Source organism: Phenylobacterium sp., assembly GCF_044372605.1.
Lineage (GTDB): Bacteria > Pseudomonadota > Alphaproteobacteria > Caulobacterales > Caulobacteraceae > Phenylobacterium.
Genome location: NZ_JBILRO010000075.1, coordinates 1 through 13306, shown reverse-complemented (window position 1 = coordinate 13306; position 13306 = coordinate 1). Strand labels below are relative to the sequence as shown.

Sequence of the window (13306 nt, the reverse complement as noted above, 5' to 3'; positions counted from 1 at the left end):
GTCCTGTTATGGAGGACTGGCGGTACTTTCAGGCGGCCGCCGGTGTTGCGCTGGGCAGGCAAAAAACGGGTCTGAGGGGCGATTGACCTCGATAGATGCCGGAACCGCGAAAATATTTTTTCTAGCAGTTTTTTCAATGAAATCAAAAGCGTAGCATTTTGACGGCCTCACAGTCGGAGAATGGCCGTCAGAATTGGCACTTACCATATATTTTTCAGAGACTTATGGGGATTTCAGACAATCGAGTGGGAGTGAGTGGGCGTCATTCTCTATAGCCAGGCTGGAACAAGCCACTGACAGGCTTTGTTTTCGCCCAATTGAATTTAGGCTTGTGCTTGCATCGGCTTGGCGGTGCGTTCGTCCGGGGAGATACCGGATAATGACGAGGTCATGGGCTTCGGGTGTCGATAATCCTGACACCGGGACACCAAGGGGCGCGGCTCGTACCGTGAAGGTGGCCTTCGGGCATCATTCAGTGGTGCTTTTTCTTTCCAATAAAGCGCGGTAAAACAACAGGATACCAAGCCCATCGCCTGACGCTGATTGCGTGGGGTTGAAATAAGTGAGCAATCGTTTATCTAAAAGTAGACATGGCTCAGATTCCGAAACATTCCACGCTTGGTCGTCCAGTCAACGAGCAGGCGCGCGCGCTGCGGCGGGAGCAGATTCTCGCCGGGGCGCGAATGTGTGTTCTTCGTAAGGGGTTTCATGCTGCGACCACCGCCGAGATCAGTGCCATGGCAAAGGTGAGTGTCGCCAACCTCTATCAGTATTTTCCGACCAAGGATGATCTGGTCCGGGCGTTGATCGACGCCGACCTCACCAGCGATCTCGAACTCCTCCGGATCATTGAGGCCGCGGGCAGCTTCCGTGAAGGCTTGGGTATGGCCACCCGACTTGTTGCCGAAGGCGGCGATGTTGAGCAGGAGAGCCGCCTGCGGCTCGAAATTCTGGCTGAAGCTTCCCGCAACCCTGCCGTGGCCGCGGTGGTAAAGGCGGCTGACAATAGGCTCGTGGGCGCGCTCGGGGAGCTTATTTCCCGATACCAGGGCAGGGGGGAGCTGAGCGATCAATTCGCGCCGACCATCGCCGCGCGGGTGCTCATTTCAATTTATGATGGCCTCGTCGGGCGCCTCGCGTTCGGGCTTGACGACACCGAACAGTTGCTTGCTGCCGTTGACCGCTTCGTTCTCCAGGCGCTCGCGCCAGCTCCCGCTGCAGATCGGCCCGCGCCCTAGCTGCAATCCCTAATACTCGAGGGCGGTGTTTCGGCGCTGCCCACGTCTTCAACAGGAGTTTTAAGTGAGTAAGGCATCACTTATAATTTTATCATGCGGGTCCCTTTGGCTCTCGGCCTGCTCCGTCGCCGTTGACGCACCCCAGGATCCCCCGCCGCGCACTGTTCTTGTCAGCCGCGTCGAGGCCCCTGCAAGCGCCGCCGATGTCGTGATCGGGACGGTGCGATCGGCGCGTATGGATGTCGTCTCCGCCGAGCAGGGTGGCCGTATAGTTGCCTTGTTCGCCGACGTTGGTGACAGGGTTTCCGCAGGCCAGCTCCTGGCGCGGCTGGATTCGGGCACCTCGGACCTCCGACTGGATGTGGCCAACGCGGACCTGGCGCGGGTTACTGCAAATGCTGCGGAGCGCGCCCGCCATGCCGAGCGGATGCGCCAGCTGGTCGCCGACGGGACGGCCTCGACGGCGGAACTTGATGCGGCTCTCGCCGAAGCGACTGCCGCGGAAGCGGCGCAGCGGTCCGCCGCCGCACAAGCGTCGCTGGCACGGCGCGAGACCCGCATGGCGCTGCTCCGCGCACCGTCCAGCGGGGTCGTCGCAGCGCGCCCTGCAACCCTGTCGGCAGTCCTTGCAGGGGGCGCTCCGGTTTTCGAGATTGAAGGCGCCGGCGAGCGCCTCATCGGCGCGGCCCTACCTGCGGCCGTCGCAGCCCGGTTGCAGCCCGGAGCTCGAGCCGCCTTCCGCTATGACGGCGTCGCTGGGGAAGCCCGGCTGCTCGGCATCAGCGCGCGCGACAATGGCGCTGGGGGGCGGGAGGCCAGCTTCGTCGTTGTCACCGGCGCACCTGCCCCTGGCGCTGTGGTTGACCTTGCACTGCCCGGTCGGGCGCCGGCGTTCTCAGCCAGCGTGCCTCAATCGGCCGTTATTGAAACCCGGGACGGCAGCCGCAAGGTGCGTGTGATCGGGGCCGGCAACCGGTTGCGCGATGTGCCGGTGCGGTTACTCGGCCTCGCCGGGGCGCAGGCGCTCGTCGAAGGCAAGCTTTCGCCGGGTGATCTGGTCGTCGCTGCTGGTGGCGAATTCCTCGAAGCGGGCCTGCGGGTCCAGCCGCATGTCGCAGGGCGCTGACATTTCTGCGGCCCCCCGGGAGAACTCTATGTCGATTACCTCCACAGCACTCCGCCGGAGCCGGTTCACCCTTGTGGCCGCCATCGTGCTGTTCCTGTCTGGTTTGGTCGCATTGATCGACTTTCCAGCCACCGAAGAGCCGTTTGTCGAGGTCCGCGCCGCGACGGTCGAGGCCTACTTTCCGGGCGCGACCAGCGAGCGATCCGAGCAACTGATTGCCAAGCCGCTGGAAGAGCGGCTGCGTGAAGTGCCCGATGTAAAGACGATCGAAACGGTCGTGCGCCCCGGTTCGGTGTTCATTGTCGTGACGCTGCACGATGACACTGCCCCTGGCCGGTTGCCTGCGATCTGGCAGCGCGTGCGGGTGAAGATGGATGAGGCCAGGGCGCAATTGCCCGAGGGTGTGAGCCCGATCGTCATCAACGATGAATTCGCCCGCGTCGCGGTGCGCAGCCTGGCGCTGACCGGCAAGGGCTATAGCGCCGGCCAGTTGCAGGATTGGGCGCGGATTGCTCGAGAGCGATTGCAGACAGTCGAGGGTGTGGAGCGGATTTCGCTGCACGGGGTACGCGAGGAGCGCGTATTCATCGATCTGGCGCCCGCGAGGCTTGCGGCGGCCCGGCTGTCCTACGACAGCGTTGCGCAGCATCTTGCCGAGCGCAACATCGTCGCCGCGGCGGGTGAAATCGATACCGGGCGACGGCTGCTGGCGCTGGAGCCGAGCGGCGACCTTCGAGGCCTCGCGGCGCTTGCCGGCGTGCAGATCCCGCTGCCAGGTGGCGGCAGCATGCCGCTCGGCGCGCTTGGCAGCATCACGCAACGCCCCGCCGATCCGCCGCAGACAGCCGTTGTGGTCAATGGTCAGCCCGCCGTCGTGCTGGGAGTGTCGATGCGAAAGGGGCTCAATGTCCTGTCCTTCGCCGGGCGGCTCGACAAGCGGGTGGCCGAAGTCGAGCAGGTGCTACCCGTCGGCATGAACCTCAGGAGCATCACAGATCAATCGGAGGTGGTGGAACAGGATCTGATCAAGGTCGGCCAGACATTTCTGGAGACGGTCGCCGTCGTGATGCTGGTTGTCGTGCTCTTCCTTGGGTGGCGCGCGGGTTTCGTAACCGGGGTGATCGTGCCCCTGACGGTGATGGGAACTCTTCTCTTCATGCGCCTGCTGGGCATCGAGCTGCACATGGTTTCGATCGCGGCGATCATCATCTCGCTAGGCTTGTTCGTCGATAACGGCATCGTCGTCGTCGAGGACTATCAGCGCCGCCTTGCAGAGGGCGAGCCTTCAGAAGTTGCCGCCGAAGCCGCGGGCCGGACCATGGCAGCGCCTCTTTTGACCTCCAGCCTTGCGATCATCTTCGCCTTTGGACCGCTTGCTGCAGGAACAAGCGAGACTGCAGAGTACATGCGCAGCCTCGCGATCGTTATTGCGATCACGCTGCTGCTGTCGCTGTTCCTGGCGCTGACTGTCACACCCCTGCTGGCGCACCGCTATGCCGGCGCACATGATCCGTCGCAGGATGACAAGGGCTGGCTCGCGCGCGTTCGGCGCTGGTACGAGAGCAAAGTCGGCTTCATCGTCAATCGGCCGGGATTGGTGGTTGCGACGATGGTCGGATTGTTGCTCGCCTCTCTCGTTGTTCTCGCTACCATCCCGCCACAGCTGCTTGCGGCTTCCGCGCGGCCGCAGTTGCAGATTCCAGCAGAGCTGCCGGCAGGTGCTTCGACCCGTGCGAGCTATCGGCTTGCGTCCGAGATGTCTGCAGTGCTTGCCGACAAGCAGCGCTTTCCTGAACTGACCAGCAACGTGGTTTACGTGAACGACGGCGGCCCGCGTTTTATTCTGGGCCTCAATCCGCCATCGCCGGCGCCTCATCGCATCTATGCGGTCGTCAACCTCGACAAGGCAGCCGATATCGAAGCGACGCTCACCAAGCTGCGGAAAACGTTGGGCGCGCGCTTTCCCGAGGCGCGGATCGAGCCCAAGCGTTTCTCGCTTGGTCTATCTGAGGCCGGCACTGCCGTTTTTCGCCTTACTGGCCCGGATCGCGCCGAGCTGGAGCGCGCAGCTGCAGTTCTGAAGCAGGCGCTAGCCGTCGTCCCTGGCGTGTTTGAGATCCGCGACGACGCGGAAGGTCGCATCACCCGCCTCGTGGTCGATATAGATCACGGCAAGGCGCTGGCTGCTGGTGTGTCGGCAAGCGCAGTGGCGCGTTCGCTTGAAACGGCGACGGCCGGCATGCCCGTCACGGTGCTGCGCCAGGGGGATATGCTGGTGCCCGTGGTATTGCGCGCGCCTGAGGACGCGCGTCGGGCGCCCGAACGGCTGGCGGCGCTTCCGGTATTCGGCGCGGGCAGCAGTGTGCCGCTGGGCCAGATCGCTACCGTGCGGCTGGCAAGCCAGCCCAGCGTGCTACTGCGTCGCAATCAGAGCCCGCTGATCACCGTGACGGCGCGGCATCCCGACCTTGCGTCGCAGCAAATTGTTGATCGCGTGGCCACCGCCATCAAGGGGCTGGGCCTTGCCCCTGGTCATACGCTTGAGCTGGGCGGCGAAATCGAGGAGAGCCAGACTTCCAATGCGGGCATCGAGCGCTACTTCCCCATCGCCCTGGTCGGGATGGCGGCCCTTTTCCTTTGGCAGTTCGGCTCGATCCGAAAGACGGCGATCATCATGGCCTCCATTCCCTTCGTGCTCATCGGAGCGTCGGTGGGGCTGAAGATCACTGGCGAAGCCATGAGCTTCACCGCAACGCTCGGACTGCTCGCGCTTGCTGGTATCATTGTCAACAATGCGGTCCTGTTACTCGAGCGGATTCAGGATGAGCGCAACGCAGGCTTGGCCTTGAACGAAGCGGTCGCCACTGCCGCCGCTGTCCGCTTGCGCCCGATCGTGATGACCAAGCTCGCCTGTATCATAGGGCTTCTGCCGCTCTATCTGTTTGGCGACGATCTGTGGCGTCCGATGGCCGCTGCGATGATCGGCGGCCTTGCGCTCGGCACCTTGATCACCCTCGTCCTCATCCCGGCTCTCTACGCGCTGCTGTTCCGCGAACGGCCGTCGCTGGCCAATGCCTGACGGATGCCCTTCATGACCCGACTCCTTCCCATGACCTTTGCGCTTGCCACGCTTCTGGCAGGGTGCGCCGGTTCGCCGCCCCTGAAACTGGCGACGGCGCGCCCGCCCGCTGCCTGGAGCGCCGTCGATCCCGCAATTATCAGTGGCGAGATGCGCTTCGACTGGTGGACGGCGTTCGGCTCGGCCGATCTCGATCATCTGGTCGCCGAGGCCCTGGCGGCAAATTTCGAGCTGGCAGCCGCCGATGCCAATCTGAAGGCGGCGGCCGCACTCGCGCGTGAAGCTCGTGCGCAGCGCCTCCCGCAGGGCGGGATCGCGACCGGTGCGCAACGCCTGCGTGAACCGGCAGCGACCCAGCCGCCGATCTTCAGGACACCGGGCGCCTTCCCCAACCAGACGATCGCCAGCATGGGCGCCGAATTATCCTGGGAAATCGATTTCGTGGGTGGGCGCGCCAAGACAGCGCGGGCTGCGGTTGCGGACGCGCAATCGGCGCTGTGGCATCGCCGGCAGCTGGAGGCTGCCATCGCTGCGCAGGTGGTGCGCGCCTGGCTAGATCTGGGGCGGAGCCGGCAGCAGGCGGCCATGATAAACCGCCGGCTGGATGCACTGGACCGGCTGGTCGCCATGGCTCGGCTCCGGGTGATGCGTGGCAGCGGCGCCGCAGCCGACGTTGCGGTGCTGGAGCAAGCGCATGCGCAGGCCGCCGCTGAGCGACCTGCACTCGATCTGGCCGAGCGCAATGCCCTGCGACGACTTGCAGTGCTGACAGCCCGGGACCCGATCCGCTTTGTCGCGGAGGGGGCGGCGGTGAAGACGCTGGCCCGCACACCGGCAACGCTGACCGTGCAGGATCCACGCGCGTTGCTGCGCATGCGCCCGGATGTGCAGCGCGCCGAGCAGCAGTTGCTGGCGGCGTTCGAGCGGGCCGGCGCATCGCGGGCGGCGCTCTATCCCAGCCTGTCGCTGGGGGCTTCGGCCGGGCTGGCTGCAACTCCGGCCGATTTGAGCGACGCCGGCGCCTTCCGCTTTGCCATCGGGCCGTCACTCAACTGGGGGATATTCAATCTCGGCCGGGTCAAGGCTGGCATTGCCGCCGCCGATGCCAACAGCGAAGCGGCCGCTGCCACATGGCAGCAGACCCTGCTTGCGGCAGTCGAAGAGACCGACGGTGCTGTGGATGGTTGGCTCAGCGCCCGACGCAGCACCGAGGCCGCCCGCAGCGCGCGCGGGGCTGCAGAGGTATTGGCTAGGGCCGCGCGCTCGCGTAACCGCGCCGGCCTATCCAGTACCTTTGAACTTGCCGAGGCTGAGGCTGGCTACCTTGCCGCTGAAGCCGCATATACCGCCGCCGAGGCTGGCGAGCGTGACGCTTGGGCTACCGCAAACCTCTCCCTCGGCGCCGGATGGCGGAGCGATACGCCCAGGACGCCGTCAAGCTGATGCTACGCCCCGGAATGCCCGCCTCCGTGGGTGACATTGTCCGGTGCAGCAAGACGTCGTCGAGCTTTTACCACGGTCGAGCGCTGATCTGGTCCCCGTCGCAACATTTATCAGGGAGAGCATCGTCATGGGCTACGCTCCGCGCGGAACTGGGTTACGCGGCAACGCCAGCCGTTATAAGAACGTTTGCGCGTGAGGTGGCGCCGCGCGGTGTGCGGCCGGGCCGAACTTTGCAGCTGAACCCAAATCGGGTCTTGAGGACATGTCCGCGGCCCTTGACGCTTTGCGTCAAGCCTGTCGCCCCGAAGGAGTAGAGGTGTGAGTCAGTCCGAGTTGGAATCTGGCGGCCGGCCCAATCGAGGCTTTCTTGCGATTGTAGAGCGGCTGGGCAATCTGTTGCCCGATCCGATCATGATTTTCGTCTGGCTGATCGCGGGCCTCATGGCCTTCTCGGCTTTGGGCGCTGCGCTGGGCTGGTCGGCCTCATTCGCCTTCACCGGGACCGAGGCGCCGCCCTTTGGCTTGCTCAAGGACGGCGTGCTGACCTTCCAGGCGCAGTCGCTTTTCTCGGAAGAGAACATCACCCGGCTGTTCACCGAGATGCCGCGCACCCTGACCGGGTTTGCACCGCTGGGCACCGTTCTGGTGGTGATCTTCGGGGCGGCGGTCGCCGAGCGGGTTGGGCTGTTCAGCGCCTTGATCCGGGCCAGCCTGCGTAACGCCCCCCGCGTGATTCTGACGCCGATGGTAGCGGTGGTCGGGATGACGTCGCACCACGCATCCGACGCGGCCTATGTGGTGTTCATCCCGCTCGCCGGGTTGCTCTATGCGTCCGTCGGTCGTCATCCGCTGGTGGGGATCGCTGCGGCGTTCGCCGCTGTCTCGGGCGGGTTTGCGGGCAACATCACGCCGGGCCAGATCGACGTGATCCTGTTTGGCTTCACCCAGGAGGCCGCCCGTATCATCGATCCGGCCTGGACGATGAACCCGTTGGGTAACTGGTGGTTCATCCTGGGTATTGTGGCGGTGTTCACGCCGATCATCTGGTTCGTCACAGACCGGATTGTCGAACCGCGTCTGGGCGCATGGGGCGGTGAGGCCGATGATGGCCTGAAAGCCGAACTGGCGCGCTCGGCAGTGACTGATCTGGAGGCGCGGGGCCTGCGGATGGCCGGGGTGGCGGCGCTGGGGGTAGTGCTGGCGTTTGCGGCTTTGGCGCTGTGGCCGGGCTACACGCCGCTGATCGATGAAAGCAAAACCGGTCCGTCCCAGCTCCAGCCCCTCTACGGGGCTCTGGTCGGAGGGTTCATGCTGCTGTTCCTGACCAGCGGCATCGCGTTCGGGGTCGGCGCAGGAACGGTCAGGACGACGCAGGATGTGATCGAAAAGATGATCGACGGGGTGAAGGTGATGGCGCCCTACATCGTCTTCGTGTTCTTCGCGGCCCACTTTGTGGCGATGTTCAACTGGTCTCGGCTTGGGCCGATTGCGGCGATCCACGGGGCCGAAGCATTGAAGGTTTTGGCCCTCCCGCCCGCCGTCTTGCTGGTCAGCGTGCAGGGCTTCTCGTCTCTGCTGGACCTGTTCATCGGCTCGGCGTCGGCCAAGTGGAGCGCGATGGCGCCGGTGGTGGTGCCGATGTTCATGTTGCTGGGAATTTCGCCGGAGATGACCACCGCCGCCTACCGGATGGGGGACAGCTACACCAACATCATGACGCCGCTCATGGCATACTTCCCGCTGGTGCTGGGTTTCTGTCGCCGCTGGACGCCGTCAACCGGTGTGGGATCCCTGCTGGCGCTGATGTTGCCCTATGCATTGGGGTTCATGGTGGTGGGCATGGCCATGACCATGGCCTGGGCCCACTTTGACCTGCCGCTAGGACCGGGCGCGCAGGTTCACTACACGCCGCCTGGAGCTTTGGCCGGCGAATGAGTCCGCCTACGCCGGAAGGATCGATACGATGACGGCTACGCTCCACGGCATCCGAAACTGCGACACGATGAAGAAGGCCTGGACCTGGCTGGACGACCACGGGGTCGCCTACGACTTTCACGATTACAAGAAGCAGGGGATCAAACGCGAGACGCTGGAAAGCTGGGTGCAGGCCGTCGGCTGGGAGGTGCTCCTGAACCGCGCCGGCACGACGTTCAAGAAACTTCCGGATGCCGACAAGCTGGGTATCGACGCCGCCCGGGCCGTCGATCTGATGCTCGCTCAACCCTCAATGATCAAGCGCCCGGTGCTGGTCACGGGAGATCGTTTGATCGTAGGCTTCAAGCCGGAGGTCTACGCCTCCCAGGTTGGTTGACGTTAGGTCACCTCTGTTCCGACGACCAGGCAAGAGCGCTGACAGGCGTGAAACATGACCAAGGTTTCATCCGATGGCCTGCATCTGATGGGCTAGGTCCATGTCTCTAAGCTTCATAGACGGGCGGTTCTCGCTCGCTGACCCTTGTGAGGAGACCTGACATGGAAATTCTGATCCCCCTTTCTTTCTTCGCGATGATCGCGGCGATCGTGATCGCGCCGCGCTATTTCAAGAGCCAGGAACGCCAGAAAATGGCGGAGACCCTGCGGGTCGCCATCGAGAAGGGCCAACCGCTCCCCACCGAGGTGATCGAAGCCATGTCGAGCAATGTGCGGTCGCCTGCCAGTATGCCGTCGCCACAACGGGACCTGCGGGTCGGTATCGTCTGGCTTGGTGTCGGTGTGGGCCTGGCGGCGCTCGGGTTTGTCATGAGCTTTGAGGAGCCGGATGTTCTCTACCCTTGCCTGGGTCTTGCGGCGTTTCCGATCTTCATTGGCCTGGCGTTTGTGGCGCTCAGCTACCTGAACCGAACCAAGTCCTGATCGCCTGAACCGGGGGTAGCAGCCCATGTCGGGCTCGAACATGATCTTCACCAGTCAGCACGATGTGGACCTTTGCCGCCTTGCGGCGAATGGCGAACGCCGCGCGTTTGGCGAACTGGTGCGGCGTCACGGCTCAGGGGTCCGGCAGTTGCTACGCCGGATGGGTGCCCAGGCGTCTGAAGCAGACGACGTTGCCCAGGATGCCTTTCTCGCCGCTTTCGAGCGGATCACGGAGTTTCGCGGGGAGGGAACGTTTTCCGGCTGGGTCAAGCGGATTGCCGCACGCCAGTATCTGCGTCGACTTCAGCGCGACAAGCGGCTGGCGGCCCTTGCCCAGGAAGCGGTCGTGGACGATAGCCACGGCGGGGCCACACAGGCCGACGGCAGGATCGACCTTGATGAGGGCCTGAAAACCCTCTCGGCGGCAGAGCGTCTGTGCGTGTCCATGTGCTACGGTGCCGGGCTTTCCCACGCTGAAGCCGCTGATGCCTTGAATTTGCCGCTAGGGACGGTCAAATCACATGTCAAACGTGGTCTGGAGAAACTCAGAGCGCGACTGGCGCCGCCCGGAGGTGTCGCTCTGGAAGGGAGGCGGGAGAATGGCTGAGTTCGATTTCGAGCGTCGTCTCGAACGACTCTTCGCCGAGGCCCCGGATTTCGCGGACGCTCAGGTGTTTGCCGAGCGGATTGAGCGCCGTCTTGATCGCGGCTGGACAGCGCGGCGCTGGCTGATTGGCGCGGCCGGTCTCGCCGGCGGCGTGATCGGCGCGAGTCAGTTGATGCTGTTCAACGTTTTCCAGCGCGTCGAGAGCGCCGAACAGTCGGCGCGAGCTCTATCGCTCGGTCTCGCGCGCGTCACACCGTCTTCGGATATGCTATCGGTGCTTTCCGGCGGATATGGCGTCTGGATTGCAGGCGGTCTGGCGGTCGTGGCTATGGGCTTCGCCGTATCCAGAGTCATCGAGGAAATCTGATTGTGTCCAGCCAACGTCCGTCACCGGTCCGGCGTATCGCCGCACCGGACATCTCGGCGCGCAAGGGCGACGTGCCGATCGTATGTCTGACCGCCTACAGCGCACCCATGGCCGAGCTGCTGGACGAGCACTGTGACCTGCTGCTGGTGGGGGACAGCCTGGGCATGGTTGTCCATGGCTTGCCGAACACCATCGGTGTGACGCTTGAGATGATGATCCTTCATGGTCAGGCCGTCATGCGGGGTTCGAGCCGTGCGATGGTGGTCGTCGACATGCCCTTCGGGTCCTACGAAGGTGCGCCCGAGTCCGCCTATGACAATGCCGCCCGTGTCATGAAGGAAACCGGGGCCGGCGCGGTGAAGGTCGAGGCCGGCGCTGCCGTTGTGGACACCATCGCCTACCTGGTGGAGCGCGGTATCCCGGTGATGGGTCATGTGGGCCTGCGCCCGCAGGCCGTCATGACGGACGGCGGATTTCGCGCCAAGGGTCGGTGCCAGTCAGAGCGCGAGAGCATATTGTCGACGGCCCGGGCGACGGCGGACGCGGGCGCCTTCGCCATTGTCGTGGAAGGCGTAGCCGAACAGCTTGCCCGCGACATCACCGAGGCTGTGGCCGTGCCCACAATCGGTATCGGAGCTTCGGTGGGCTGCGATGGGCAAATTCTGGTGACCGACGACATGCTGGGGATGTTCGACTGGACGCCGCGTTTCGTCCGCCGCTACGCCGATCTGCGTGGGGAGATTGATCGCGCGGTGGCAGCGTTCAGCGACGATGTTCGTCAGCGCCGCTTCCCCGGAACCGCAGAGATATACTTTGCCAAGGCCGGTCAGGCTTGAGGCGGGCGGCTGACCGCTATAGGTTCCGCGCCTCGTTCAGAGACAGTCGTCTGCGGAGCCCCCTTAAGTGACGGATCTATTCGAAGAGGTCGAGGAGCAGCTACGCACCGACCGCTACAAGCAGTTCGCCCGCAAGGTGATGCCGTGGTTCATCGGCGGTGCGGCTGCGCTGTTGTTGGCGACCCTGGGCTACTGGGGCTACGACACCTACCGCACCGGACAGGTCAGCAAGGCGGCCGATCAGTATGCGGCGGCAATCGAGGCGTTTACCGCCAACGATCGCGAAAAAGCCCGCCAGCTCTGGACTGAAGTCTCCAAGGCGCAGTCCGGCGCGTACAAATCCCTCTCGCTGATGCATCTGGCGGCTTACGCGCTCGAGCAGAAGAAGACTGACGAGGCCGTCAAACTCTACGATGACGCCGCCAAGGTCGCGACGGATCCGCTGGTTGGGGATGCAGCCCGCCTCAAATCCGCCTTCGCCTTGCTCGACACGGCGTCGCTCAAGGATATGGAGGCGCGCTTGAAGCCGTTGATGGAAGAGGGCCACCCCTATCGGGTCCAGGCCCGGGAGGCTCTGGCGTTCGCAAAACTCAACGCGGGCGATCTGACCGGCGCGCGGGGCGATTTTGTAGTCCTCTCACAGCTGCTGGATGCGCCCCAGGGCGCCCAGGCGCGCGCACAGGCGGCGATTGGCCTGATCGACTCGGGTTCGGCCAAGGCCGTTCCGGCCGTTGTGAAAGAAGCGGCGATCCTGCCGCCGCCTGGCCTGATGGATCCGTCGGCTCTGCTCGGCGCCGTTCCGCAGGCCGCACAGCCGCAGCCCGCGCCGCAATGATGAACCGCCCGACACTCCTTGCTGCCTTGCTGGTAGCGGCCCTCGGCGTGAGCAGTTGCGCCACCCTCAATCGCCTGAACCCCTTCGACAGGGAGGATGACGGTCCTGCGGAGCTGGCCGGTGAAGGCCAGCGCATTTCGATCATTCCGCCAGATCAGATTCTCGAGGCGGCGCCCGCTCTGAAGGGTGTCGATTTTGCCTTGCCTCCGGTCGAGAAACTCGCCGCCTGGCCGGTCCCGGGCGGTACGGTCGAGCAGGTCACCGGCAATGTCGATGCGGCCCCGGACCTGTCGGTCGCATGGCGCAAGAGCTTCGGCCTTGGAACCAAGCGTGGCCGCTGTGTCACCGCGCCGCCGGTGGGGGCTGATGGCAAGATATTCCTGATGGATGCCGAGGGCCGGGTGGCCGCCATGGATGCCCGCAGCGGTGCCCAGCTGTGGCGGACATCGACCGACCCCGGCGACAACAAGCGTGATCGCCTGGGCTTCGGCGGCGGTGTCGCTTACGCTGACGGAAAGCTCTACGTCTCCTCCGGCTATCGTGAAGTCCTGCAGATGGACGCCCAATCCGGCGCGATAGGCTGGCGTGCCCGCACAGGTGAAGCCATTCACGACGATTTCTGGCGGCCGGGTATTCGCGGTAGCGATCGACAACACACTACACACCTTTGATATGGCCACAGGCGCGCCGGGCTGGACCTATCAGGCGCTGTCTGAATCGGCGCGGATCCTTTCCGCGTCCAGCCCTGCGATTTCGGGCGACACGATTGTCGCGGCCTTCGGTTCTGGCGAACTGGTGGCCTTGCGCACCGCCAACGGCAACGATCTCTGGACCGAGGCGCTCTCACGCGCCAGCCGCACCAGCGCCTTGTCGGAGATCCGCGACATCCCGGGTCGCCCCGCGATCTATCAGGGCGACGTTT

Annotated in this window: 11 protein-coding genes and 1 pseudogene; all 12 read left to right on the top strand. The window is 64.4% G+C overall.

From position 1 onward, the window contains the following. Nucleotides 1–590: 590 nt before the first annotated feature. Nucleotides 591–1238 carry a TetR/AcrR family transcriptional regulator gene (locus ACIQ42_RS08305; protein ID WP_397421731.1) on the top strand — a complete coding sequence of 216 codons (648 nt, stop codon included), beginning with the start codon at nucleotides 591–593 and terminating at the stop codon, nucleotides 1236–1238. A 64-nt stretch (nucleotides 1239–1302) separates the two neighbouring features. After that, nucleotides 1303–2364: an efflux RND transporter periplasmic adaptor subunit gene (locus ACIQ42_RS08300; protein WP_397421730.1), complete on the top strand. Its 1062-nt coding sequence runs from the start codon at nucleotides 1303–1305 to the stop codon at nucleotides 2362–2364. A 28-nt stretch (nucleotides 2365–2392) separates the two neighbouring features. Further along, complete coding sequence (locus tag ACIQ42_RS08295; protein WP_397421729.1) at nucleotides 2393–5443, top strand: efflux RND transporter permease subunit; 3051 nt, start codon at nucleotides 2393–2395, stop codon at nucleotides 5441–5443. 12 nt (nucleotides 5444–5455) lie between these two features. Further along, nucleotides 5456–6886, top strand: coding sequence for a TolC family protein (locus ACIQ42_RS08290; RefSeq protein ID WP_397421728.1), 1431 nt, complete (start codon nucleotides 5456–5458; stop codon nucleotides 6884–6886). Between the two features lie 318 nt (nucleotides 6887–7204). Further along, nucleotides 7205–8821 carry an AbgT family transporter gene (locus tag ACIQ42_RS08285; protein WP_397421727.1) on the top strand — a complete coding sequence of 539 codons (1617 nt, stop codon included), beginning with the start codon at nucleotides 7205–7207 and terminating at the stop codon, nucleotides 8819–8821. 28 nt (nucleotides 8822–8849) lie between these two features. Beyond that, entirely contained in the window at nucleotides 8850–9197 is a 348-nt protein-coding gene (locus ACIQ42_RS08280; RefSeq protein WP_397421726.1) for an ArsC family reductase, read from the top strand. 161 nt (nucleotides 9198–9358) lie between these two features. Next, nucleotides 9359–9739, top strand: coding sequence for a DUF6249 domain-containing protein (locus ACIQ42_RS08275; RefSeq protein WP_397421725.1), 381 nt, complete (start codon nucleotides 9359–9361; stop codon nucleotides 9737–9739). A 25-nt stretch (nucleotides 9740–9764) separates the two neighbouring features. Beyond that, a complete protein-coding gene (locus ACIQ42_RS08270; protein WP_397421724.1) occupies nucleotides 9765–10346 on the top strand; it encodes an RNA polymerase sigma factor in 582 nt (193 codons plus the stop codon). Then, nucleotides 10339–10713, top strand: a complete 375-nt coding sequence (locus ACIQ42_RS08265; RefSeq protein ID WP_397421723.1) for a hypothetical protein — start codon at nucleotides 10339–10341, stop codon at nucleotides 10711–10713. The genes ACIQ42_RS08270 and ACIQ42_RS08265 overlap by 8 nt, the downstream gene beginning before the upstream one ends. A gap of 2 nt (nucleotides 10714–10715) precedes the next feature. Beyond that, nucleotides 10716–11549 (top strand): 3-methyl-2-oxobutanoate hydroxymethyltransferase, encoded by an 834-nt coding sequence (gene panB, locus ACIQ42_RS08260; RefSeq protein WP_397421722.1) that lies wholly within the window; start codon nucleotides 10716–10718, stop codon nucleotides 11547–11549. Between the two features lie 67 nt (nucleotides 11550–11616). Beyond that, a complete protein-coding gene (locus ACIQ42_RS08255; protein ID WP_397421721.1) occupies nucleotides 11617–12384 on the top strand; it encodes a tetratricopeptide repeat protein in 768 nt (255 codons plus the stop codon). Beyond that, a pseudogene (locus tag ACIQ42_RS08250) lies at nucleotides 12381–13306 on the top strand (PQQ-binding-like beta-propeller repeat protein); the annotation flags it as partial. The gene ACIQ42_RS08255 and the pseudogene ACIQ42_RS08250, both read left to right, overlap by 4 nt.

What these genes read in the sequence shown, in the direction of transcription:
- ACIQ42_RS08305 (WP_397421731.1), top strand. Translation starts at nt 591, where the DNA reads ATGGCTCAGATTCCGAAACATTCCACGCTTGGTCGTCCAGTCAACGAG.
- ACIQ42_RS08295 (WP_397421729.1), top strand. Translation starts at nt 2,393, where the DNA reads ATGTCGATTACCTCCACAGCACTCCGCCGGAGCCGGTTCACCCTTGTG.
- ACIQ42_RS08290 (WP_397421728.1), top strand. Translation starts at nt 5,456, where the DNA reads ATGACCCGACTCCTTCCCATGACCTTTGCGCTTGCCACGCTTCTGGCA.
- ACIQ42_RS08280 (WP_397421726.1), top strand. Translation starts at nt 8,850, where the DNA reads ATGACGGCTACGCTCCACGGCATCCGAAACTGCGACACGATGAAGAAG.
- ACIQ42_RS08275 (WP_397421725.1), top strand. Translation starts at nt 9,359, where the DNA reads ATGGAAATTCTGATCCCCCTTTCTTTCTTCGCGATGATCGCGGCGATC.
- ACIQ42_RS08270 (WP_397421724.1), top strand. Translation starts at nt 9,765, where the DNA reads ATGTCGGGCTCGAACATGATCTTCACCAGTCAGCACGATGTGGACCTT.
- ACIQ42_RS08265 (WP_397421723.1), top strand. Translation starts at nt 10,339, where the DNA reads ATGGCTGAGTTCGATTTCGAGCGTCGTCTCGAACGACTCTTCGCCGAG.